The sequence below is a fragment of the Parabacteroides sp. PFB2-10 genome (assembly GCF_029893085.1).
Taxonomy (GTDB): Bacteria; Bacteroidota; Bacteroidia; order Bacteroidales; family Tannerellaceae; genus QVMG01.
This window is the reverse complement of the sequence record NZ_JARXWI010000023.1, coordinates 1-23,806: the sequence shown is the minus strand read 5'-3', so window position 1 is coordinate 23,806 and position 23,806 is coordinate 1. Positions and strand designations below refer to the sequence as shown.

The 23,806-nt window shown below is 48.3% G+C and carries 17 protein-coding genes; 10 read left to right on the top strand and 7 right to left on the bottom strand.

All coding sequences use genetic code 11. From position 1 onward, the window contains the following. The first annotated feature begins 3 nt into the window (after window positions 1–3). The 10 genes from M2137_RS13900 (at window position 4) to kdsA (ending at window position 11,318) form a co-directional block, all read left to right on the top strand. Window positions 4–1,935 carry an NAD(+) synthase gene (locus M2137_RS13900; protein ID WP_280767049.1) on the top strand — a complete coding sequence of 644 codons (1,932 nt, stop codon included), beginning with the start codon at window positions 4–6 and terminating at the stop codon, window positions 1,933–1,935. A 13-nt stretch (window positions 1,936–1,948) separates the two neighbouring features. Continuing rightward, window positions 1,949–3,844: an AAA domain-containing protein gene (locus M2137_RS13895; RefSeq protein ID WP_280767048.1), complete on the top strand. Its 1,896-nt coding sequence runs from the start codon at window positions 1,949–1,951 to the stop codon at window positions 3,842–3,844. A 258-nt stretch (window positions 3,845–4,102) separates the two neighbouring features. Further along, window positions 4,103–4,951, top strand: a complete 849-nt coding sequence (gene prmA, locus M2137_RS13890; RefSeq protein WP_280767047.1) for a 50S ribosomal protein L11 methyltransferase — start codon at window positions 4,103–4,105, stop codon at window positions 4,949–4,951. 96 nt (window positions 4,952–5,047) lie between these two features. Further along, on the top strand, window positions 5,048–5,302 hold the full coding sequence (locus M2137_RS13885) for a YtxH domain-containing protein (protein ID WP_280767046.1): 255 nt from the start codon (window positions 5,048–5,050) through the stop codon (window positions 5,300–5,302). 9 nt (window positions 5,303–5,311) lie between these two features. After that, a complete protein-coding gene (locus M2137_RS13880; RefSeq protein ID WP_280767045.1) occupies window positions 5,312–5,728 on the top strand; it encodes a phage holin family protein in 417 nt (138 codons plus the stop codon). Then, the gene (locus M2137_RS13875; RefSeq protein WP_280767044.1) at window positions 5,697–6,050 is read left to right on the top strand and encodes a hypothetical protein; all 354 of its coding nucleotides are present in this window, start codon (window positions 5,697–5,699) and stop codon (window positions 6,048–6,050) included. Before M2137_RS13880 ends, M2137_RS13875 begins: the two co-directional genes overlap by 32 nt. Window positions 6,051–6,301: 251 nt before the next feature. After that, complete coding sequence (gene gap, locus M2137_RS13870; RefSeq protein WP_280767043.1) at window positions 6,302–7,306, top strand: type I glyceraldehyde-3-phosphate dehydrogenase; 1,005 nt, start codon at window positions 6,302–6,304, stop codon at window positions 7,304–7,306. Window positions 7,307–7,450: 144 nt separating this feature from the next. Next, window positions 7,451–9,541, top strand: coding sequence for an ATP-binding protein (locus tag M2137_RS13865; protein ID WP_280767042.1), 2,091 nt, complete (start codon window positions 7,451–7,453; stop codon window positions 9,539–9,541). Between the two features lie 49 nt (window positions 9,542–9,590). Then, window positions 9,591–10,514, top strand: coding sequence for a tRNA (adenosine(37)-N6)-dimethylallyltransferase MiaA (gene miaA, locus M2137_RS13860; protein ID WP_280767041.1), 924 nt, complete (start codon window positions 9,591–9,593; stop codon window positions 10,512–10,514). A 3-nt stretch (window positions 10,515–10,517) separates the two neighbouring features. After that, window positions 10,518–11,318, top strand: a complete 801-nt coding sequence (gene kdsA, locus M2137_RS13855; protein WP_280767040.1) for a 3-deoxy-8-phosphooctulonate synthase — start codon at window positions 10,518–10,520, stop codon at window positions 11,316–11,318. Between the two features lie 2 nt (window positions 11,319–11,320). On the opposite strand, the gene M2137_RS13850 is transcribed toward kdsA, so the two are convergent. The 7 genes from M2137_RS13850 to M2137_RS13820 all read right to left on the bottom strand — a co-directional run bounded on the left by M2137_RS13850 (window position 11,321) and on the right by M2137_RS13820 (window position 23,318). Beyond that, window positions 11,321–12,250, bottom strand: coding sequence for a TIGR01212 family radical SAM protein (locus M2137_RS13850; RefSeq protein WP_280767039.1), 930 nt, complete (start codon window positions 12,248–12,250; stop codon window positions 11,321–11,323). A gap of 354 nt (window positions 12,251–12,604) precedes the next feature. Next, window positions 12,605–13,231, bottom strand: a complete 627-nt coding sequence (locus M2137_RS13845; RefSeq protein ID WP_280767038.1) for a lysine exporter LysO family protein — start codon at window positions 13,229–13,231, stop codon at window positions 12,605–12,607. Further along, window positions 13,228–13,509 (bottom strand): LysO family transporter, encoded by a 282-nt coding sequence (locus M2137_RS13840; protein WP_280767037.1) that lies wholly within the window; start codon window positions 13,507–13,509, stop codon window positions 13,228–13,230. Before M2137_RS13840 ends, M2137_RS13845 begins: the two co-directional genes overlap by 4 nt. 15 nt (window positions 13,510–13,524) lie before the next feature. After that, window positions 13,525–15,447 carry a trehalase family glycosidase gene (locus tag M2137_RS13835; protein WP_280767036.1) on the bottom strand — a complete coding sequence of 641 codons (1,923 nt, stop codon included), beginning with the start codon at window positions 15,445–15,447 and terminating at the stop codon, window positions 13,525–13,527. 15 nt (window positions 15,448–15,462) lie between these two features. Further along, on the bottom strand, window positions 15,463–18,591 hold the full coding sequence (locus tag M2137_RS13830; RefSeq protein WP_280767035.1) for a glycoside hydrolase family 2 TIM barrel-domain containing protein: 3,129 nt from the start codon (window positions 18,589–18,591) through the stop codon (window positions 15,463–15,465). Window positions 18,592–18,701: 110 nt separating this feature from the next. Further along, window positions 18,702–20,213 carry a RagB/SusD family nutrient uptake outer membrane protein gene (locus M2137_RS13825; RefSeq protein ID WP_280767034.1) on the bottom strand — a complete coding sequence of 504 codons (1,512 nt, stop codon included), beginning with the start codon at window positions 20,211–20,213 and terminating at the stop codon, window positions 18,702–18,704. A gap of 24 nt (window positions 20,214–20,237) precedes the next feature. Then, window positions 20,238–23,318, bottom strand: a complete 3,081-nt coding sequence (locus tag M2137_RS13820) for a TonB-dependent receptor (RefSeq protein WP_280767064.1) — start codon at window positions 23,316–23,318, stop codon at window positions 20,238–20,240. Between the last annotated feature and the right edge of the window lie 488 nt (window positions 23,319–23,806).

Sequence of the window (23,806 nt, the reverse complement as noted above, 5' to 3'; positions counted from 1 at the left end):
ATTATGAACTACGGATTCGTTAAAGTAGCCGCGGCTACTCCACCGGTAAGGGTGGCAGATTGTTTTTATAATATCGAACAGATAGAAGTTTTCATGCGAAAAGCAGCCGAACAAGGAGTGCAAGCCATTGTCTTTCCGGAATTATCTGTTACAGCGTATACCTGCCTGGATCTGTTTTTGCAACAGACGCTGATTGAAGAGGCGGAAAAAGCGCTTGTTCAATTAGTAGAAAACACCAAAGACATTGACATGCTTACCTTCGTCAGCCTTCCTCTGCGAAGCGGGAATTGCTTAGTCAACGCCTGTGTAGGCATACAAAAAGGACGCATATTGGGCGTTGTACCCAAGACATATCTCCCCAACGGCAAAGAATTTCAGGAGAAACGCTGGTTTACCTCCGCTACCGACCTGCAGGGGAACACCATAAATATATCCGGGCAGCTCTATCCTATGAGTGAAAATATGCTGTTCACAGCGGGAACTGTCTCTTTCTGTGTGGATATTTGTGAAGACTTATGGATGCCGATTCCTCCCAGTTCCAGACTGACCATGGCCGGGGCAACGATTATCGTCAACCCGTCGGCCAGCAATGAGGTGATCGGAAAACACCAATATCGTAAGCAATTAGTAAAACAACAATCCGCCCGTTGCCTGGCAGGCTATGTCTATGCTACGGCAGGTTATGGCGAATCGACCTCCGATGTTGTCTTTGCTGGCAGCTCCCTGATTGCGGAAAATGGAAACATCCTGGCTGAAGCCAAACGCTTTCAACGCGATGGCGAACTGCTCATCAGCGAGATCGATATTGATCATTTACTCCATGACCGCATGGAAAATACCAATTTCAACAAAGGACTGACTGGATTCGAACGGATCGAAGTGTTGCAGGTATCAGCTTCTCTCCCCCATACCGACCAGCCTGTCGCGCTTACACGTAAGATCAATCCGCACCCATTCCGCCCAAGCGGCGAAAAGCTGTCGGAACATTGTGAAGAGATACTGCAAATACAAGTGGCCGGATTAGCCAAACGACTGGAACATACACAGGCACAAACCGCCGTTATCGGGATCTCCGGCGGACTGGATTCGACACTGGCTCTATTGGTCACCGTGATGACATTCGACCTGCTCCAAATCCCCCGGGCAAATATAACAGGCATTACCATGCCCGGATTCGGCACCACCGGCCGCACCTATGCCAATGCCCTCAGCCTGATGCGTTCCTTAGGCGTGACGATCAGGGAAATATCTATAAAAGAGGCCACCACCCAACATTTCAAAGACATTAATCATGACCCTGCCGTGCATGACGTGACCTATGAAAACAGCCAGGCGCGCGAACGGACACAGATCCTGATGGATATCGCTAACCAGGTGAACGGTCTGGTGATCGGCACCGGCGACCTCTCCGAACTGGCGTTGGGCTGGGCTACCTATAATGGCGACCACATGTCGATGTATAATGTCAATGTAAGCATCCCCAAAACATTGATTCAGTCGCTTGTCGTTTGGATAGCGGAAAACCGGGCCGACGAAACGTCGCGCCTTACCCTGCTTGACATCGTAGATACGCCTATTAGTCCGGAGTTAGTACCCGCCGACACGGAAGGAAACCTATTGCAGAAAACGGAAGACCTGGTTGGCCCCTACGAACTGCATGATTTCTTCCTTTATTATTGCATGCGATTCGGCAGCCGTCCTGCCAAAATATATTACCTGGCACAACTGGCTTTCGACGGCATCTACGACAAAGCAACCATCAAGAAGTGGCTACATACCTTCTATCGCCGTTTCTTCCAGCAGCAATACAAGCGCAACTGCCTGCCCGACGGCCCCAAAGTCGGGAATATAAGCTTTTCACCACGCAGTGACTGGCGCATGCCAAGCGATGCGGCCTCCGCCATGTGGCTGAAAGAAATAGAAACACTCGATTAGTGCCCTGTTTCAGATGCAACACCCCCCTGCCTCTGCTTTGGCCGATCTGCAGAAACAGTATGATCTGCTTCAGTTGGAGTATGCCTACGAGAAAGAAAACTATCGCCTGCAGGCAGAGCGTATCGGTGTCGAAAGGAAGATTCAGCAAGGCCTGTGCTGGTATCCTGTCGCGCCGGGCAGGAGTTATTACAACTCCCTGAATCAGCTTGTCGTTGTCGTGGAGCGGCGTTCAGACTTCGAGACCGAGCATAACTTTGAACCCGGCCGTCCCATTGTCTTTTTCAATACCGCGTTGAGCGGTGAAATGCAATACCTCACTTTTACCGCAACAGTTAGTTATGTCGGCGACGAGTATATGGTGGTGGTTCTGCCTTCGGCTGCCGCTTTGGCCGAGGTGCAGGGAAGAATGGATCTGGGTATTCAGCTCTATTTTGATGAGACCAGCTACCGAATCATGTTTGAAGCCCTGACCCGGGTGATGAAAACAAACACCGGTCGGCTTGCCGAATTGCGCGAGAAACTGATCGGTAAACAAATGCCCTCCACCCGCTCCCTTTTTCCAACCCGCTTCCCCTGGCTGAATCCGTCGCAGGAAAGCGCCGTCAACAAAGTATTGGAAGCCAAAGATGTCGCAGTGGTACATGGCCCGCCGGGCACCGGAAAAACAACCACCTTAGTCGAAGCCATTTATGAAACGCTGCGCCGGGAGAACCAGGTATTGGTCTGTGCCCAGAGCAACGCAGCAGTCGACTGGATCTCGGAGAAGCTGGTCGACCGGGGCGTCAACGTGCTCCGCATCGGAAACCCGACACGGGTAAACGAAAAAATGCTTTCATTCACCTACGAGCGTCGCTTCGAGGCACATCCCGATTATCCGGAATTATGGAGTTTGCGGAGGAATATCCGTGCCTTACAGTCGGCCTCGCGTAAGAGCGGAAGCAGTGGAGAGACCGTTCGCAACCGCCTATCCCGCATGCGCTTCCGCGTGACAGAACTGGAAGTGAAAATCGATATGGAACTATTTGAGGAGGCGCGCGTAGTGGCCAGCACCTTGGTTGGTTCCGATCATCGCCTGATGCTGAACCGCCACTTCACCACCCTCTTCATCGATGAAGCCACACAGGCATTGGAACCCGCCTGCTGGATCGCGATCGGCAAGGCCGACCGGGTGATCCTCGCCGGCGACCACCAGCAGCTTCCACCCACCATCAAATGTCCCGAAGCCGCCCGTGGCGGGCTCGACTTCACCCTGATGGAGAAGATTGTTAGCCACAAACCCCAATCGGTCTCCCTGCTCACCATGCAATACCGCATGCACCAAGCGATTATGAAATTCCCTTCGCAATGGTTCTACCACGACCGCCTGGTGGCAGCCCCGGAGGTGAAAGAGCGCGGCATTCTGCAATACGATCAACCCATCAACTGGATCGACACCTCGGAGATGGATTTCACCGAAGAGGTGCGCTCGGGAAGCATGAGCCGCGTAAACAAACAAGAGGCACAATTATTGATCGCCGAGCTCAAAGCCTACCTGGAAAAAATCGGGAGAGACCGCATCCTGGAAGAAAACATCGACTTCGGACTGATCTCACCCTATAAAGCACAAGTCTATTACCTGCGCCAACGCCTCAACCAGGACTCTTTTTTCAAACCCTACAAACGACTGATCAGCATCCATACCGTAGACGGATTTCAGGGGCAGGAACGCGATGTGATCCTGATCAGCCTGGTACGTGCCAACGAAACGGGGCAGATTGGCTTTCTTCACGACCTACGCCGCATGAACGTAGCCATCACCCGTGCCCGAATGAAACTGATCATTCTGGGCGATGCCCAAACACTCACCAAACATACCTTCTACCGTAAGCTGTGGAACTACATTCAGGAGATCAACCAATCGCCGGAATAATTGCCATAGGCTACCCCCTCGTTCTAAAAGTGTTAAAAAGCAAAATGTAAGCAAAATGGCCATTTTGCTTTACAATATGATACGTTAAAAAATGTTTCTCCCGGGAGTTTGTAAAAATACTCCTGCCATTTCGAAAAAAAACTCCTGCGATTTTGACAAAATGATATTTCGCTTTTCGAGAGAAAAAGGGGGATTTAACGTTTGTAAACCATAAATTAATTGTATATTTACCCACCTGAAACGTTATACACAAACCAAATGAATTATTACGAACTGACGATCACCTATACAAGCTCTCTTCCTCAAGATATTATTCATGATATACTGGCCTCGGAATTAGGCGAGGTCGGGTTTGAAAGCTTCACGGAAACAGACAAAGGACTGCTCGCTTATATCAAAGAAAATCTATACGATAAAGAGGCATTGCAAAACCAACTCCGCTCCTTCCCCCTTGTTGATGTCACCTTTCATATCGAAGAGGCGCTGATCAAAGACCGGGACTGGAACGAAGAGTGGGAGAAAAATTATTTCAAACCGATCCGCATCGATCAGGATTGCCTGATACGCGCCTCTTTCCATGAAGAGGAGCCGGGATATACCTATACGATTGTGATCGATCCCAAAATGGCCTTCGGAACCGGGAACCACGAAACGACCTATCTGATGATCAAAGAGATACTCGGGATAGACTTTGCCGGGAAAGAGGTATTGGATATGGGATGCGGCACGGCCGTTTTGGCTATTCTGGCCGCTATGAAAGGAGCACAGAAGGTGACGGCGATCGATATCGACGAATGGGCTTTCAAAAACGCGTTGGAAAATATTCGCCTGAATAAAAGGGAAGAGATTGATGTGGCCTGCGGAGGCGCTGAATTGATTGCCGACTATCCGCCTTTCGATATTATCTTTGCCAATATCAACCGCAATATCCTGTTGCAGGACATACCCACGTATGCCCAAAACCTGAAACCCGGCGGACAGCTTTATATGAGCGGATTCTACCGCGAGGATATACCTCTGATCGAAGAGGCATGTAAACAGCAGGGCTTGCGCTTGATCTCTTTTACGGAGAAGAATAACTGGGTCGCTGTAAAAGTTGAAAGTTAAAGTCTTTTAACACTAAAAGGAGAAGATCTTTTAAACTATAATTGAGTTAAAAGCGTTATGAATATATAGATTATAAACAATTAAAGCATTGAGATTATGAAAGGTTCAGATTCAAAATTATTAGTAGGTCTTGCCATTGGTGTAGCTGTAGGTGCTGCTGTAGGTTATTTAGTAGGGTCGGATAAAGGCGAAGAGCTGTTGGAAGAGCTGAAAGATATGGCAGGAAAAGCAAAAGAAGGATTCAATGTAGCCGTGGCTAAAGCAAAAGAATCCGGACAGGAAGCGTTGAAAACAGCAAAGAACTATAAAGATGACATGCTGAAAACGGCTCAGGGAGCAACGGAAGAATAACATCAGTTTATGGATAAAGATTTAGGACAAGTTTTCACAGAGCTGAAAGATGATCTGACAGCGTTTGTAGAACTAAAAGTCGAATTCCTGAAACTAACAGCATATGAGAGAGCGGGGAAATGGATTTCCTCACTCTCCTATGTATTGGCATTAGTTGTGCTCGGTATATTTGCGGCCTTTTTCATTTTTCTGGCTTTAGGGTTTCAGATCGGAGAATGGCTCAACTCTACCAGTGCAGGTATTGCTATTGTAGGAGGAATCTACCTTCTCGTTATCGGAATCTTAATTATGAATAAGAAATGGTTCACCGGAAAACTCACCAACAGCATTATTGCTGCTCTGGATGATGAAGAGAATGAACCGGTACAAACAAGTGAAACAATCAATGAAGGCAGTGCAGAAGACACCCCTGGAACAGCTTCGTGAAAAGAAGCAATCTATAAAGCGGGAAACGGACGCCCAGGCGCATAAGATAAACAACGATCTGAGCTATTTGCATGAGAATGCAGGACGGCTGATCATTGCCAGTGCCGCGTCTGCCCTGTTGCCGGGAAAAGCCAAACGCAGCCCTTCATCACAACAGGTTTCCATGCCGAATATCGCTACAGACGGCGATGGAAATGCGCTGGGTGGTAGCGGACTTTTTTCTATCGCATTCAAGATGGCGCAACCATTCCTGCTTACCTGGGGAATCAAAGGAGCCAAGAAACTTATCGGCAGTCTCTTCTTCAAAAAGAAAAACAGGTAAAAATAAGTGAGTTTTAACAATTAATTTATGTTAGAAAACACATTTTTCTACTCTCAGGAGAAACAACTTATAAAAAACATAACTACCTTTGCAGTCGAAAAATCATGAACAAGATGAAATGTAGAGGAATACTTTTCGCAGTATTTGTATTAATGCTCTTCGTATTGACCTCATGCGCCACACCTTGTGGATGTTAGAAGTAAAAGCAAAAACAGTATTTTTAATAAACCCATTTAAAAAGTTTTATTACAATGATTAAAGTAGGTATTAACGGTTTTGGTCGTATCGGACGTTTGGTTTTCCGTGCAGCTCAGACAAGAAATGACATCGAAGTTGTAGGTATTAACGACTTGATTAGTGTTGAATACATGGAATACATGTTGAAATACGACACAGTTCACGGTAAATTCAACGGTACTGTTGAAGTAAAAGACGGCAATCTGGTTGTAAACGGTAAAGCAATTCGCGTTACAGCAGAAAGAAACCCGGCTGATTTGAAATGGGATGCGATTGGTGCAGAATATGTTGTTGAATCAACTGGTTTGTTCCTTTCAAAAGATACAGCAAAAGCTCACGTTGATGCTGGTGCAAAATATGTAGTTATGTCTGCTCCTTCTAAGGACGACACCCCTATGTTTGTTTGCGGTGTGAACCTGGATGCTTATGTAAAAGGTACTCAGTTCGTATCTAACGCATCTTGTACTACCAACTGTTTGGCTCCTATCGCTAAGGTATTGAACGACAAATTCGGTATCACTGACGGTTTGATGACAACTGTTCACGCTACTACTGCTACGCAGAAAACAGTAGATGGTCCTTCCGTAAAAGACTGGAGAGGTGGCCGCGCTGCAGCTGGTAACATCATTCCTTCTTCTACAGGTGCTGCCAAGGCAGTAGGTAAAGTAATTCCTCAGCTGAACGGTAAACTGACTGGTATGTCTTTCCGCGTTCCGACTTTGGACGTTTCTGTTGTTGACTTGACAGTGAACCTGGCTAAGTCTGCTACATACGAAGAAATCAAGGCTGCCATGAAAGAAGCTTCTGAAAACGAACTGAAAGGTATCCTTGGATACACAGAAGAAGATGTAGTTTCTTCTGACTTCATCGGCGACGCTCGTACTTCTATCTTCGACGCGAAAGCCGGTATCGCTTTGACCGACAAATTCGTGAAAGTTGTATCTTGGTATGACAACGAGTGGGGTTATTCAAACAAAGTGTTGGAACTTATCGCTCACATGGCTAAAGTAAACGGATAATTAATATCCTTATATACATTGAAAAGCCGCATCAACCAATGCGGCTTTTTTTTATTCTATTTAAAACCGTTTATATACAATTTATTATTATTCTTTTTTATTACATTTGCTTTCTGGATATAGTAACCCTATAAATTGCTTGAAATGAGCCTGATCAGAAATATTATTGGCGGCAAGAACACGCCTTTCAATTCACTCAGTAAAACCGTTAAAGAGATTTTCCAGTTATTTCTCGATTGTGAAAAGTCGGAGGCTGCCAAGAAAGGATTGGCCAACGTATTGGAATTCTTCGATGCCGACCGGATATATATCGGGTACTTCAATGAAAATGACTCCTCCATTTCTTTTATTCATGAGAATACGGCCAAAGGCGTTGCCAATGCCACCGGCATATTGAATCAGCAATTCAATCACCAAAAGAAATATTCCGAAGAAGAATATCCCTTGTGGATTGGAAATATAAAGAATGGCATCGACACGGTTATCTCGGATATCGACCGGATGCCTATGATCTCTTTTACGGAGATACCCCTTTTATTAGAGAATAATGTAAAATCATCGATCACCACCTCTATCCATCAGGATGGTGTCGTTTGTGGTTTTCTGGGGATCGATTTCGTGAACCGGAAATACAAATGGACGAAAGAAGATATTGAAAACGTGCATTTCTTTGCCAACATCTTTTCCGTTGTGATTGAAAATGAATATATGCAAAAAGAGATCGAGGAGACCACCCTGGAGGCATTCAAGAGCAATACGCTTTTTCAATTAATATTCGACACATTGCCTGTCGGCATCGAACTATATGACAACAACGGTATACTCCGGAAAATAAATCCCTACGGTTTACAGTTATTAGGCACAAAAGAAGAGGAGGTATTAGGCGTCAACCTGTTTGAGAACCCCAATATCTCTCCCAAATCTTTTGATAAGCTCCACAAAGGGGAACCCACGGTGTTTGAAAACGACTATTATTTCGACAGAGTAAACGAAACCGGCTATTACAAATCGACCAACAGCCGAAAAGTCATGCGCCTGATCGGAAAGTGTACGCCTTTGAAAGACATGCACGGCCATGTGTTCGGATACCTGCAGCTGGTGCATAACGACACCGGTTATTATAAGACAAAGGAGGAGATCAACACCAATCTGACCAAACTGCAAATGGCGCTGGAAGCACAAAACGCTTTCTTCTGGGAATATGATGTTAAAAACGATAAAGCGATTATCGACAATTCGCTCGATAACAAGAAAGAAAACAGCTTAGCGGGATTCCAACAAGAACATGCAGCCAATATCTCCACCTATTTTGAATATATACATCCCGAAGATGCGGAAGCCTTCAGGCAACATCTTCAGGAGTTGCTGCGGGGAGCGATCCCCTCTTTTGAGGAGACCTATCGAATGATTATTGCCGACAAGACATACTGGATATACACTTGTTTGCGCACCTACAAACAGGATGATAACGGCAAACCGGAAAGGATCATTTGCCTTACGACCGATATCTCGGAACAACGGGAGAAAGACCTGGAACTTATCAAGAACAGAGAGTTCAACCGGGTCAGAAGGTCTTTCGTATCAAACATCAGCCACGAGATACGCACGCCGATGAATGCCATCCTCGGTTTCACAAAAATCTTGACAGAGTCGAAAGAATCCAGCGAACAAGCCCGTGAATACGGAGAGATCGTGCAACAAAACAATGAGATCCTATTGCACATGATCGACAGCATACTGGACTTCACACAAATCGAAGCCGGTCCGATTATTTATGAAAAGGAGCTGGTCGATATGAAAGAGATCTGTCGCGCGGCCATCAACCTGACTACCTTTAATAAAAAAGAAACGATAGACTTCCATTTCGACTCATCACTACCCTCACTATTCGTCCATGTTGATAAGAAACATATCAAACAAGCGATTTACCATCTCTTAGACAACGCGAACAAATTCACCGAGAAAGGCTCCGTCTCCCTGTCATACAGACAAGACGAAGAGGGCAATATCAGGGTGGAAATAACAGACACCGGCATCGGATTAAGTCAGGAGGAAATGGCTCATATCTTCGATCAGTTCTACAAAATCGACGATTATCAACGAGGCGTAGGACTCGGATTGAGCATCACACGGCGATTTATTGAAGACCAGGGTGGACAGGTTGGTGTGAGATCCGAAAAAGGAAAAGGATCAACCTTCTGGTTTACACTGCCTGTAGCCGAACAACCGGTATAGTCGACGTGGCGGGGGATAATCCGGTAATTTTCCTTACTTTTGTCTCTCAATGGAACCATACGAGCTTATTACCCTATTAGGCCCAACGGCATCCGGGAAAACACCTTTTGCCGCGGCGCTTGCCGCGCGCTTAGACACGGAAATTATCAGCGCCGACTCCCGACAGATCTACCGCTCCATGGATATCGGTACGGGAAAGGATTTAGCAGATTACGTCGTAAACGGGAAGCAGATCCCCTACCATCTGATAGACATCCATCCGCCCGGCTACAAATACAATCTGTTTGAATACCAGCATGACTTCTTTGCTGCCTATCAGGATATCAAAAGCCGCGGGAAACTGCCCGTGCTTTGTGGCGGTACAGGCATGTATATTGAGGCGGTACTCAAGGGTTACAAGCTATTAGACGTTCCGCAAAATCCTCCTTTACGCGAATCATTGAAACAGAAGTCGCTGGAAGAGCTGGAGGTGATCCTGGCCTCTTACAAAGTATTGCACAACAAAACCGATGTCGATTCCGCCCAACGCGCTATCCGGGCGATCGAAATCGAAGAGTATTACCGCACAAAAGCGCCCGATGTCAACGAATACGATCCGCTGCATAGCCTGATTATCGGAGTCGATATCGACCGTGAACTTCGGCGAAAGAAAATAACCCGGCGACTGCATGCCCGCTTAGAGGAGGGAATGGTCGAGGAGGTGAAGAGCATACTCGAAACAGGCGTACAGCCGGAGGATCTGATTTATTATGGTCTGGAATACAAATACCTCACGCAATACATCATCGGCGAGCTCACCTACGATGACATGGTCAGCCAATTAGAAATAGCCATCCACCAGTTTGCCAAGCGACAAATGACCTGGTTCCGGGGAATGGAGCGCCGAGGCCATACAATTCACTGGATAGATGCCACGCTTCCCACGGAGGATAAAATAGAAATAACAATAAAACTATTAAATAATACATATTGAATCATGGTGACAATTGACAACTTCAAAAGCGACAACTTCTTCCTGATGGCCGGTCCATGTGTGATCGAAGGCGAAGAGATGGCTTTGCAGATAGCAGAAAAGATCCTTCATATCACGGAAAAACTTTCTATCCCCTATATATTCAAAGGCTCTTACCGCAAGGCTAACCGCTCGCGTATCGATTCCTTCACCGGAATTGGCGATGAAAAAGCGCTTAAGATCTTGCGAAAGGTACATGAAACGTTTGGCATACCGACCGTAACCGACATTCATGAGAATCAGGAAGCCGCTATGGCCGCCGAATATGTCGATGTATTACAGATACCGGCCTTCCTGTGTCGCCAGACCGATCTATTGATTGCCGCGGCAAAAACCGGCAAGATCGTCAACATTAAAAAGGGGCAATTCCTCTCTCCCGCCGCCATGGAATTTGCCGCACAAAAGGTAGTCGACGCAGGAAACAATAATGTGATGATCACCGAGCGCGGAACCACCTTCGGATATACCGACCTGGTGGTCGATTGCCGGGGCATTCCTCAGATGCAACAGTTTGGTTTTCCGGTGGTGATGGACGTAACCCATTCGCTTCAACAACCCAACCAGACCAGTGGCGTTACCGGCGGCCTTCCTGCCCTGATCGAAACCGTAGCCAAAGCAGCCATCGCCGTAGGCGCCGACGGCCTCTTTATCGAGACACATCCCGACCCGACAGTAGCCAAATCTGATGGCGCCAATATGTTGAAGTTGGATCTTCTGGAAGAGCTTTTGGTTAAATTAGTTCGTATCCGGGAAGCGATTCGATAAATTTACTCCTGGGAAAACAATCTCCCCTGCCAGGTATTCCGCTCTTCCAAGCGGCGGTTTACCTTGGCGGTAAACTGGTAATTCTTCCATCCCCAGTCGGGAGCGATCAATAGTTCCTTCGGCGATTGGGAAACAAACCGTTCCACCACAAAAGAGGGGTTCAGTCGTTCTATAAAATCGATCACCAATTCCACATATTCCTCTGCAGTATACAAAAGGAACCGCTCGGGGTGTTCCATGTATTCCCGCCCCATGCGCGTCTGACGGATCAGTTGTAATTGATGCAGTTTGATGGTAGTCAGTGGCAGATTCGACAACAGATCGGCATGATGCAGGATCTCCTCACGCTCTTCACCAGGCAGTCCCAGGATCAGATGCGCCCCGGTATAAATGCCCCTGTCGGCTGTTCGCCGTATGGCCTCTTTCGACTCTTCCCAACTATGTCCCCGGTTGATACGTTCAAGCGTACGATCCAGGGTCGATTCTACCCCATACTCCACCATCACAAAGGTATGTTTCGACAGTTCCGCCAGATAATTCAGTAATTCATCCGGCATACAATCCGGTCGTGTCCCGATAATCAACCCCACCACATCCGGAAAGGCCAACGCCTCTTCATACTTTCTTTTCAGCGTCTCCAGTTCGTCGTAGGTATTGGTATAGGCCTGAAAGTAGGCCAGGTATTTCATCTCCGGGTATTTGCGCGAAAAGAAAGCGATTCCTTCTTCCAACTGTTCCCGAACCGATTTCTCCGTATGGCAATAGTCCGGGCTAAAGGTCTGGTTGTTGCAATAAGTGCATCCGCCTACCCCCTTCGTGCCATCCCGGTTTGGACAGGTGAATCCCGCATTCACAGAAATCTTCTGCACCTTAAAAGGAAAGAACTCCCGCAGGAAGTCTCCAAAATCTCTATATCGCTTCTCTTCGTTCATCTTAGTCGGTGTTTTTTGAGCGTCTATTGTGTAAATATACATATTATCTCCCGATAAAGCCTAATCCGCCTTTTTTGCCCATTTTTCTCTCTTTTTAAACATTTCGTAGTGTAAGCACGGAAGGGCAATTTTAACTAAAACTCGCCCTTTTTGCTTACTATTCGTATTGTTAAAAAGTGTTTCTCCCGGGGGTTTGTGAAAAAAGTCCCGGGTTTTCGGAAAATTTCTCCTGCGGTTTTGACAAAATGATATTTCTGCCTTTAGGAAGCGAACGTTATTTTGCAAATCGATAGCGTAAAGCAAATTATTGTAAAGCAATGTTTGCTTCGATGTATATCGAATGTAGTATTTTTATTATAACGTACAGAAGAAAGAGACCAATAGGGGGACACTCAGGTCGACCAATATGCCATGCAGGATGGCGACGAATACGAGGTCTTGTCCGGAATATTTGGTGATGATAGGCAGGGTGGTGTCGATGGTGGTGGCTCCTCCGGCACAGATGGGAGCCAGGCGTCCGAAATACTTCACCATTAGTGGGGCGAACAATAGGGTGATAATCTCCCGCATAATATTGGTCATAAGCGCGATTGTGCCCAATTCGGCGGCCAACTGAACACCCAGAGAGGCCTCTTTGAGTTCGGTGATCAGGATGGACGAGAGCGAATAGTAGGCAAAACCGCTGCCTACCGCCAAACAGTCAAAAACACTCCATTGGGTGATAACCAGACTGACCAATGCCGAGAAGGAGAGGGTGCCGATGATGGTTGCCAGCGGAACCAATAATAGGGTGGGGCGGATGTTACGGATAATATCTCCCAACTTTTTATCGCAGCCGATACTGATTCCCACCTGAAGCATCAATAGGTATAATACATAACGGGTGAGATCGCCCTCGATCGTGATCTCAAACAGGTTCAATCCCCATCCCAACACGCATCCTAAGGCAAAGAAGAGTACCACGATAAGACTTCCTTTCATGATTTACCCTCCTTTTTTTTGAAAACAAATCGATAGACAAGCCAGGCTGCCAGGACACTGCCCAGGGTGCCAGCCACGGCCAACAGCAACGCCTGTCCGCCGAGCAGCGGCAGGTTGCGGATGATATTCTGATCGCTCCCCACCTGTATGCCCAATAGGAACAGGAGAAGAATAATGGTATAGTTAATCGGTTTCCCGATATGCTTCAGAAAGGTTGCTTTGCGCAGGAGATAGCCGATGGCTATCCCGCCAAACATAATGCCAATGACAATAAACATAGATGTCTTTTTTTACTACCTCCCATATTCCCAGTACAACATCAACAGATGGGCGGCACTCCAACTGAAGTGAGGCGCCTTTAAGGTGCTTCCGTCGTGCGTGTCATAGTTCTCATGGATTGGAGCGCTTCCTGTTAATCCTTTCAGGCGGGTGAACACCTGCTCAGTGAAGCGGTCGGCCTCTGCCTGATAACCATATTTACGCATCCCTGAAATACCAAAATAGACCTGATCGAGCCAGATAGGGCCTCTCCAATAACCGGCAGGCATGAATTTCGGATTGTCTGCTGCAATTGTAGGGAATGGGATATAGGTTGCAAATTTAATAGGATTTGTGAATATTTCTACACAAGAGGCGGCCTGTTCTTGGGTAGCCAATTCTGCCCAGAGTGGAATGCAGGCTTCCGTTCCCTCTTCCATTACGAAGCTGCCGTCTAAGCGTTTGTCGAAAAAGAAACCGGGATCGTCTGCGTAAAAGTAATTATGTACATCGGCTGTGCGATCGGGTTCGTTGAATTCCTCTCCGGCAACAGCGGCCAGCTTGCCCAGTAGGCGATGTTCGAGTGCCAGGAAGCTATTCAGATCGACCGACTCCTGATCGAGGCTCCAGGCGCCCGGGCTGTTCTCTACCATGCGGGAATCATCGAAACGGATGGCGTTATCCATGCCACTCTCCCAGGCTGCCGCCTCGAGTGTGCCATCGCAGGCACCGAATTCGCAGATGCCGTTTCGGTTATGATCGCGGTATTGATACCACCAACGGTAGTAAGCCAATAGTTTGGGGTAGATCTCTTTCACGAATTCCGCATCGCCGGTTTCCCGGAAGATCGCATCGACGGCCCAGGCGGCCAACGGGGGTTTGCTGTTACGGGCGTTGTTTTCTATCGCCTCACTATAAATGCAATCGATGATCATGCCTTCGGGTGTCTGATAGTCGAACATGGTACGCACCTGCTCTTTGGCCAGGCGCGGCGCGAAACGAGCCAATGCCACAGCATGTTTCCAGGAGTCCCACCCCCAGAACCCCATAAAGTAGCCTACCCCATGGCTCGGAACCACACCGTCGTGGTAAAGGTCGCCGCGCGCCGCTTGCCAATTGGCCATAAGTGTCATGACGGCTTTCACCGCCACCCGGTCGAATTCGGCGGGCATATCTTCGCGAAGAGCCGCCGTCAGGTAGCCCTGCCAGCGATCTTCCGTTTCTTTTTTATACTGTGCGGGGGCGCTCAATACAAAGGAGGCCTTTTGCAACGCCTGGCGTTGTGATGCCGGATCGGTATAGAAAGAGATCACCACCTCGGCTTTCCCCTTGCGAACCGACAGCGTCTCATAGCCATTCTCGTCGATTAGCAGGCCAGTTTCGGGCGAGAAGGATACCGCCACACCCTCTCCACTTGTTCCGGTAAGGAGGAATGTATTCTTATCGACAGCGCAAGAGGCTCCTTTCTCCAAGGCTTCCCCGAAGAAGCGGAAATGCGATGCCCGATCACTGGTTATGGAGAGCAGGGCGGTGGATGAATCGATGAATATCAATCGTTGTTCGATACTTCCTTTGGCCGATGAGGCTTTGAGATAGAGCTCACCGGGGTAATAGATAACGGTGTCCGGATGATAAACAGCCGAACGGTCTTCTTCTTCGAAGCAAACCTGCACTACGCTTTGGGAAATCCACCTCCGTTTGTTCATATCCAGATGAAAAGGACCACAAAATCCATTCACCCAGTTGTCGGCCTTCGGAGGCGTAAAGCCATACCAGGCGCCGCCATCGGTAAACCATCCGTTGCACCGGCTCTTCCCATCCGGCGTGTAACGGATATCTAACAGGTTCCCATATTCGAGAGCGATGCGTTCGGTCTCCTGTTCCTGCTGGAAGCAGGAGGCAAGAACCAGACATACCAGTAGGATGGCCGAACAGGTATAGATTGATTTCCTCTTCATGATATTCAGTGTTTGTTATTGTTTTATTTTGTCCGGAAGATGATCGGAGGCGGTGACAGGCAGGAGGATGAACTCGTAAGACTGCTCGACCGGTGTGATCGTGTATTCCGGATGGGTCTTGGCGCCCCAGGTATTGTCGCCACCGACACCCATCTGTTGATGGTCGATATTGAGCCATACCAACGGCTGTTTCTGGATGCTTCCCCCGTGTACATTCTTCACAGTAGAAGGAATGTATAAGAGATCTTGCTGATGGAAGTTCCAAGCGCTGACATTCAGTGGCTCACCAACGGCTTTAATCAATAGGCCATCGCCATCCCTGTTTTGCAAGGCTACCCAACGAACATCCGTTTTGTTGCCCGTTTCCTGGGCACGCACGTATGGATGGTATTGCTCCCAGACAGATGCTTTGTAGAGGTCGATATCGGCTCCGCTCTTCCGATCCCAGTAATTCTCATGCGGACCACGGCCAAACCATGTCATCTGGTCGTATTCTTCCCGCAGAATCATGCGCATCCCCAGGCGAGGTATCTCTGGTAGCGGCTTCTGACCGGGCGTAAAGGTGAAACGGGTACGGAGGCTTCCGTCGGCATAGATGGTATACAGTACGCTGCAAACAGACTCCTGCTCTGGCATCTGATAACGGATCGCCATTGTTACCTCTTCGCGATTGTCCGAAACGGTTACCACCTGGCTTTGCAACAACAGCTGATCGCTGGCCTCTTTCCAGATGGCGCATCGGCTTCCGGTGCGGTTGGCTACATCGTTGTCGGTCATCGGGCGCCAGAAGTTGGGGCGTAAGCCTTCCAATAGATACGTCTTTCCGTTGACCGAATAGTGGGTGATCTCGCCATCTTCTTTCGAGAAAACGAGGGTGGCGGATGCTGATTGGATCCGATGCTCGGCGTTGTTTTCCGTATGACTCAGCGTGCCTCGCTTGGAAGTAGCGGGTGCTTCAGGCGTTTCTACCGGAAGCAGCCATTGCGCTTCTGCCGCTTTATGCCCTTTGGGTACCAACGGCGCTTCCTCTTTGGTCAGAGCCGTAATGTGAAGGAAATACTCTGTATTCGCTTTCCCTTGGATGGATGGTAATGGGAGGCTTACCTCTGCCGACTGATGAGGTGCGATGGTGGGGAGATGGAATAGCCCTTGTCCGACGATCTCGCCGTCGGCTTTCACGGTCCACCGGTAGTCATACACATCGCTTGTCAGGAAGTCGTGGCGGTTGGTGATGCGTAGTTTGTTGTTGGCAAAAGGCACCGGCTCGAAATGCATATACTGATAGACGCGTTTAACCTCCCATATATGCGGATGCAGGGTGCGGTTGGCGGCGACAAGGCCGTTGGCGCAGAAGTTGGAATCGTTGACCACCCCGACAAATCCCATATCGCCTCCGTAGGCCCAGATGTCGTTTTCGTTTTCATCTTTTTGGGCGAATGTCTGGTCTACCCAGTCCCAAATAAAGCCGCCCTGGAGATTCTCATATTTATAGATAAGCTCCCAATAGTCTGCTAAGTTGCCGACGCTGTTCCCCATCGCGTGGGCATATTCGCAAAGGATCATCGGGCGACTTTGCCGTTCATTGACCCACTGGCGCAAGGCCCATACACGGGCATACATGGGGCAATAGATATCCGACACGCTTTGCACGCCGCCCCCTTCGTATTGCACCGGACGAGACGGATCACGCTTTTTGGTCCAGTGATAGATTGTCTCGAAATGCTTCCCGTAACCCGACTCATTGCCCAGGCTCCAGGTGATGATAGAGGTGAAATTCTTATCGCGTTCCACCATGCGCTGCATGCGCTCCATATAAGGAATATCCCAGCCTTCCCAATTCGCCAGCGTGCGGGTGGTCGGATGGTCGGTCATACCATGTGATTCAATATTCGCTTCGTCCACCAAATAAATGCCATATTCATCGCATAGTTCATACCATTCGGGGTAGTTCGGATAATGTGAGCATCTCACGGCGTTGATGTTAAAGAGTTTCATCAAGCGGATATCTTCGACCATGCTCTCTACCGAGATTGTACGACCTTTGTGCATATCGTGTTCATGGCGGTTCACCCCTTTAAGCAGAATAGGCGTACCGTTCACCAACAACATACCGTTTTTGATTTCTACTTTCCGGAATCCGAATTTGTGCGTAAACGATTCGGTTACCTTGCCTTTTGCGTTTAGCGTGTTTACGACAAGTGTATAGAGATGAGGTGTCTCTGCGGTCCATGTTTTTACTTCGGGAAACGCTTTGTTGAAATGCAATTTATGTTCTTTGTTTGTTCTACTCTGAAGGATAGAGGAGGCGATTTCCTTTCCTTCATCCAACAGCTTTATTTGTATTTTCGTGCCTTTGATTGGTCGTTGTTCGTCAAGGGTGAGGGATAGATCGAATAATCCATTCCGATAGTCAGGGCTAAGGTCGGCGATGATTTCGAAGTCTTTGATATGCACTTTGGGACGTGCGATAAGCATCACATCCCGCTCTATGCCGCTATACCGCCAGTAGTCTTGTGCTTCCAGGTAGGAACCGTCGCTGTAACGGTAGACTTCGACCGCCAGTTCGTTCTCACCCGGTTGCAGGTATTGCCCGATATTGAATTCGGCAGCCAGGCGACTGTCTTCGCTATAGCCTACGAAATGTCCGTTTACCCAGCAGTAAAACGCCGATTCCACCCCGCCGAAATGCAATAGAATATCGTGACCGTCGAACGCTGCCGGAACACGAAAGGTGGTTTTGTATGAACCGACCGGATTGTAATCCGCAGGAACATAGGGTGGGTTAGGGGGGAAAGGATAACGGGTATCCGTATAGATTGGCGCATCGAACCCTTGTAACTCCCAACTGCCCGGCACCTCGATGGCTGCCCATTCCGACACATCGAATCCCTTCTCGTAGAAAGAAACGGGGCGTTGCGAGGGACTCTTGGCGAAGTGAAACTTCCAGGTACCGTTGAGCGAGTGGCGTCTTTCGCCTGATTTCTCTTTGTGGAGAGCCGCTTTCTCGGATGCATAGGGAACCAAATGGGCGTTGAGCGGTTCCCGGTTTATCTGGTTGATATATTGGTTTTCCCACTCTTTGGGTTGCGCAGATGCAATCGTGGAGAGCAATAGGCTATAAATGATGACCAGCGTGTATTTCATGATATCATCGGATTAATCTTTCAATCAAACGTGAAAGAGCAGTAATTCTTTTGTACAATGTATCGCATGGGTGCGCGATCATTCGGCACACCCATGCGACATAAAACCTGTTAATTGACTTCGTTATTTGTGTTTACCTCCTGGATTGGAACCGGATAGAAATTATTCTTCGCCGGATCGAAACCGGTACGGCCAGCGGCGGCTAATGCCTCCCTTACTTTTCCCCAACGGCGAAGGTCATAGAAACGCATATTTTCCAATGGGAATTCCAGCATACGTTCATGTTCGATCTGTGCGCGTACGTCGGCTTGCGATGTGCCTGTCATGGCTGGCATATCCGCCCGGGCGCGTACCTGATTGATCAATGGGATGGCTTCCGATGTGCGCCCCAGCTCGTTCAGGGCTTCCGCTTTCATCAACAATACATTGGTGTAACGCATCAATATGATATTAGGCGCGAAATAGTTGGCATACATCCCGGCATAATCGGCAGGCATGTATTTGCGGAACGCCGGTTTGTCGGCTCCCTCAAACCACTCGTCGTATGTATAGCCATACACGTTGCCCGCCTCTGGGTCATTGAAGTATTCATCTTTGATAAACAATGTCTCGTAAAGGCGGCTGTCATAGCGTCCTGTCGTGGCTATTTTCCCCTCTTTTTTGTATTCCGCTACCAGGATATCGGTTGGAAGAATCTCTTCCCATCCCCAGAGTTCGCCGCAACCGATGAAACGATGGAGTTGCGTGCGATAGCGGGCACCGTTTGCCGTGTTGAGCGTCAATTGTAATTCGAAGATACCCTCTTTGGAGTTTTTGTTTGTTCCGTCGAAGAGGCTACGCAATTCTTTGACTAATTCATAGCCGGTTACCTGATTAAGTGCGGTGATCGCGGCATTCAGGTGTGACTCTTTATTGGCCGATTCTTCGTAAGCGCGTGTCAGATGTGCCCATCCGAGGAAGGCATAGGCGGCTCCACGCGTGGCGCGTCCTTGTGTTTCTGTTGTGCGTTCAGCCGGGAGGGCGGTGGCTTTGGTAAAGTTGTCGATAATGAAATCCCATGTTTCGGCGCGTGAAGCAAGCGGTTTATCGAGCTCGTCGGTCGAAGAGATATACTTATCGCGCAAAACGATCTGTTCCCAGTTGAGCAATAGCTTCATGTGGTAATAGCCACGCAAGAAGTAGCCCTCGTTTTGAATCATGGCACGATCCTCTTCGGTGATCTGTCCCTGGGGAATGTTCGGCACATTTTCAATAATCTGGTTGCTGTAGTTGATGCCATAATAGTTGTCGCGCCAGTAGGCCGTAAACTGTGAGTTCCCGTTTGTATAGGTGAAGTTTGCCAGTTCGATCCAGTTCGGGTAGTTGTAGGCATCCGATCCCGGCTTGATGATGTCTTCGCGATAGGACTCTACCGGGAAGTAAACCTCCGGAAACTCCCAGGTATCGGTCGAAGCTTCCAATTTGGAATAGGCGGCAGCCAGTCCGGCTTCGGCGTCTTCTTTATCTCTCCAGAAAGAATCGGAGGTGAGTTCGTCGGGTGATTGTACCGTCAGGAAATCGTCGCAACCTGCCAGGCTTCCGGCAAGTAAGAGCGCAAGGGTGAAATATTTTATTTGTTTCATAACGAATGAGTATTAATGATAAGATTAGAAAGTAAGTTGAAGACCGACCACATAGGAGCGGGTGAACGGATAGATATGCGTATCGATACCCGTATTCAATACCGAACCGCGAGAGAACTCAGGATCGACCCCGTTGTAAGGCGTGATGGTGAACAGGTTTTCGCCACTTACATAGAAACGAAGGCGGTCGATATGCATGCTTTTCAAGAGCGAGCCGGGCAGCGTATAACCCAGTTGCATCTGGCGCAAACGGATATAATTTCCATTTTCCAGGAAGCGATCCGATTCGCGGGCATTCCCGTTCGGGTCTTGCAATATGGCACGCGGCACGTCCGTATTGGTGTTTTGTGTTGTCCAGGCATTCAGAGCGGTACTCAGGAAGTTCGATCCGGAGCTCATCCCTTCATAGAAGTAGCGGTTGGCATTGTATAATTTGCCACCCCATCCTCCTCCGATCAGGAAGGAGAAGTCGAATCCTTTGTAGGAGGCTCCAAAGGAAAGGTTGGCTTCCACTTTCGGGATCGCTACGCCGCAGTTCTCTTTGTCCTCTTCATTGATAGCTCCATCCTCGTTTACATCTCTGAAACGGATATCACCCGGGCGGGCATTGGGTTGCAACAGTTCACCACTGGCGTTTTTATGCGCCGCTACCTCTGCTTCGTTCTGGAAGATACCATCCGTGCGATACAGGAAGAAGCTGGCAATCGGGCTGTCTACGCGTGTCTGTGTCGGGAAGTGTTCGGTTCCCCACTTCAAGCCTTCGCCATAAAGCGCCTGCTTCGGATCGGATAGTTCGACCACTTTATTGTCGGTCGTGCTGAGGTTGAAGCCAACGTTATAATCGAAATCACCTACGCGGTCGTTCCAGTTAAGTTCCAGTTCGATCCCTGTATTACGGATCTTCCCTACGTTCATAACCGGATTCCAAAGACCTACGGATGGTGCCAGTTTCTTGGTGATCAACATATCTTTGGTCTGGTTGTAGTAGTAGTTGAACGATCCGTGCAGCTTCCCGTTCAGGATGCCAAAGTCAACACCGACGTTCTTGGTGTCGGTCGTCTCCCACTGCAGGCTACGGTTGGCCAATCCCATAGCAATACTTCCCGGCCAGGGTGTCGAACCCGAGCCCTGTACATAACCACCATATAGGTTATTATAGGTTGATATCAACGCTTGGAAATCATAATAGCCCAACGCCTGTTCGTTACCCAGTTGTCCCCAGCTCGCGCGCAGTTTCAGGTTATTGAACAGTCCGCCCTGCGGGAAAAAGCCCTCTTCCGAGATACGCCATCCGAGTGCGACAGATGGGAAGAATCCCCAGCGGCTTTCGCTACCGAACTTAGAGGAACCGTCCTGACGGAAGGTGGCCTGAATCATGTATTTACCGGCGTAGGAATAGTTCAAACGGCCGAAGAATGATACGCGGCGGTATTCATACAAGGAGCCTTCCCCTGTGTAAGTGCCTCCCTTTCCGGCATCGATGGTAGCGAAGTTAGGATCGAGGAAACCGGCGGGCTTATCGCTGGATACCAATTGTCCGTCTTTTACTTCGTAAACAATTGTTTTCCCTTCGACAGCTACCGAGTTCCAATTGCTATCCTGCAAAGTAACCGAGTTACCTGCCATGATATTCAGTGAGTGGTCGCCAAAGCTGCGGTTGAATGTCAATATATTATCGATCACCTGCTCTTCCCAGTAGGTAGACGATTCACTATGATAGGGATATTCAGTCTTCGAACGTACATCGGAGATATAGGGAGGTGTATGATATTTATAACGCTGGTGGCTTCCCCGGTACGAATAGGCGGTCTTGAAGTTCAGCCAGTCGGTGAAGTTTGCCGTGATGGCGGCATTGGCCGTGATATGGTAATTGTTGGTCACCGCGTCACGGTAGTGATTGTCGGCAATCACGTTACGGTTGCTTGGCAGACCATTGCTATCGGTCAGGCCATACCCATATTCTTTGGTATCATCGTAAACGGGCACTAATGGCGAGATCATATAGACCTCTTTCAAGGAATACTGAGGCTGTTCGCTCTTGGTCGCACGAAAGCCCAGGTTAGCTTCAATATCAAAAATACTCTTCGAAGCAGAGATTTTCATGCGGGCATTTTCCTGTTTGAAATGGTTGCCCAACAGAATTCCTTTATCATCCGCGTGATTGTAGGAGATAGAGAAACGCGCGTTCTCACTACCTCCGCGTACACTTACCATATAGTTCTGAGAGAGACCGTTGCGGAAGACTTCATCCTGCCAGTTGGTATTCACACTGCCGGGGCTGGTGATATAACCCGGTAGCTCCACTGCGCCTTTGGGATACTGCGCGTTGTAGTTGTCGTACATCTGCTTATGCACCTGCACATAACCCTTGGCGTCCAGCATTTCCAGCTTTTTCGCTACCTGTGTGCTGTTGAGGTAGGCATTGAAATCGACTTTGATTTCCCCTTTCTTCCCATTCTTTGTGGTGACAATGATAACGCCGTTGGCTGCTGTCGACCCGTAGATGGCTGCAGCGGCACCGTCTTTCAACACCTCCATGGAGGCAATGTCTTGCGGGTTTACATTGTTGATGCTTCCGGGAAATCCGTCGATGATGTAAAGTGGCTCATTGTCGCCAAACGATTTCACCCCACGAATCTTTACCGATACGCCGGCGCCCGCGTTACCTCCTGACTTACGGATGTTGACACCGGAAATTTTACCCTGCAACGCCTCCGCGGGATTGGTGGTGGCGCGACTGGCCAGTTCATCAACATTAACCGAGGAGATCGCACCGGTGAGGTCGCTCTTTTTCATCGAACCATAGCCGATAACCACTACTTCATCCAGTTTCTCCGTGTCTTCTCTGAGTCTGACCTCCAAGCGCGCCTGCCCATTGTAGGTGACCTCTTCCGTTACAAACCCGATATAGGAGAAAATCAATACGTCGCCTTGACGCACTGCTATTTCAAAGGCTCCGTCAATATCCGTAATGGTACCGACAGTAGTCCCTTTTTTCAAGATATTAACCCCCGTTGCCGGAGTATTAAGATCATCATAGACGACTCCCTTTACAACTGTTTCCTGCGCGAACGACAGCAAAGGCAAAAGAGAGAAAAGCACCATGAAAATGGTTGCCTTAAGGAAAGAGCCGGCCTTCGACCGACTGTGAATTTGTGTTATTCCCATGACTTGAATATTAGATTAAGTAATAAAAAGCTTTGATCACAAGAATAGTCGGTTTGAAGATGTAAACCATAAAAAAAGGGTCTATATAATACCTACAAAAGCCTGTTTATGGGCTATTTATGATCTACAAAATAGCCTAATCGGATATTGATAATCAGTCGTTTATATATAAATTGTGTACTACATATTGCTTTTAACAGAAAAAAATGACTTTCAATCCGGAAGTAACTGCTCCGCTATTGCTGTTGATCTTCAGATTATGTAATATTGGAAGGAGAAAGGAAAAAGGAGAAGGGGAGAAAGGAGTGAGGGATATTCCAATTTGGGAAAATGTGAAGGTAAGCAGGTAACGCCCATAGGCGTTTAACTCCTAATAACCCCCAGTGAAGAGAGCGAAGCGAACGACTGGGGGTGCTGCATAAAGG

Coding starts and splice junctions, on each gene's coding strand:
- M2137_RS13900 (WP_280767049.1), top strand. CDS start 4: ATGAACTACGGATTCGTTAAAGTAGCCGCGGCTACTCCACCGGTAAGG.
- gap (WP_280767043.1), top strand. CDS start 6,302: ATGATTAAAGTAGGTATTAACGGTTTTGGTCGTATCGGACGTTTGGTT.
- prmA (WP_280767047.1), top strand. CDS start 4,103: ATGAATTATTACGAACTGACGATCACCTATACAAGCTCTCTTCCTCAA.
- M2137_RS13845 (WP_280767038.1), bottom strand. CDS start 13,231: ATGAAAGGAAGTCTTATCGTGGTACTCTTCTTTGCCTTAGGATGCGTG.
- kdsA (WP_280767040.1), top strand. CDS start 10,518: ATGGTGACAATTGACAACTTCAAAAGCGACAACTTCTTCCTGATGGCC.
- M2137_RS13830 (WP_280767035.1), bottom strand. CDS start 18,591: ATGAAATACACGCTGGTCATCATTTATAGCCTATTGCTCTCCACGATT.
- M2137_RS13825 (WP_280767034.1), bottom strand. CDS start 20,213: ATGAAACAAATAAAATATTTCACCCTTGCGCTCTTACTTGCCGGAAGC.
- M2137_RS13865 (WP_280767042.1), top strand. CDS start 7,451: ATGAGCCTGATCAGAAATATTATTGGCGGCAAGAACACGCCTTTCAAT.
- M2137_RS13835 (WP_280767036.1), bottom strand. CDS start 15,447: ATGAAGAGGAAATCAATCTATACCTGTTCGGCCATCCTACTGGTATGT.
- M2137_RS13895 (WP_280767048.1), top strand. CDS start 1,949: ATGCAACACCCCCCTGCCTCTGCTTTGGCCGATCTGCAGAAACAGTAT.
- M2137_RS13880 (WP_280767045.1), top strand. CDS start 5,312: ATGGATAAAGATTTAGGACAAGTTTTCACAGAGCTGAAAGATGATCTG.
- M2137_RS13840 (WP_280767037.1), bottom strand. CDS start 13,509: ATGTTTATTGTCATTGGCATTATGTTTGGCGGGATAGCCATCGGCTAT.
- M2137_RS13885 (WP_280767046.1), top strand. CDS start 5,048: ATGAAAGGTTCAGATTCAAAATTATTAGTAGGTCTTGCCATTGGTGTA.
- M2137_RS13850 (WP_280767039.1), bottom strand. CDS start 12,250: ATGAACGAAGAGAAGCGATATAGAGATTTTGGAGACTTCCTGCGGGAG.
- miaA (WP_280767041.1), top strand. CDS start 9,591: ATGGAACCATACGAGCTTATTACCCTATTAGGCCCAACGGCATCCGGG.
- M2137_RS13820 (WP_280767064.1), bottom strand. CDS start 23,318: ATGGTGCTTTTCTCTCTTTTGCCTTTGCTGTCGTTCGCGCAGGAAACA.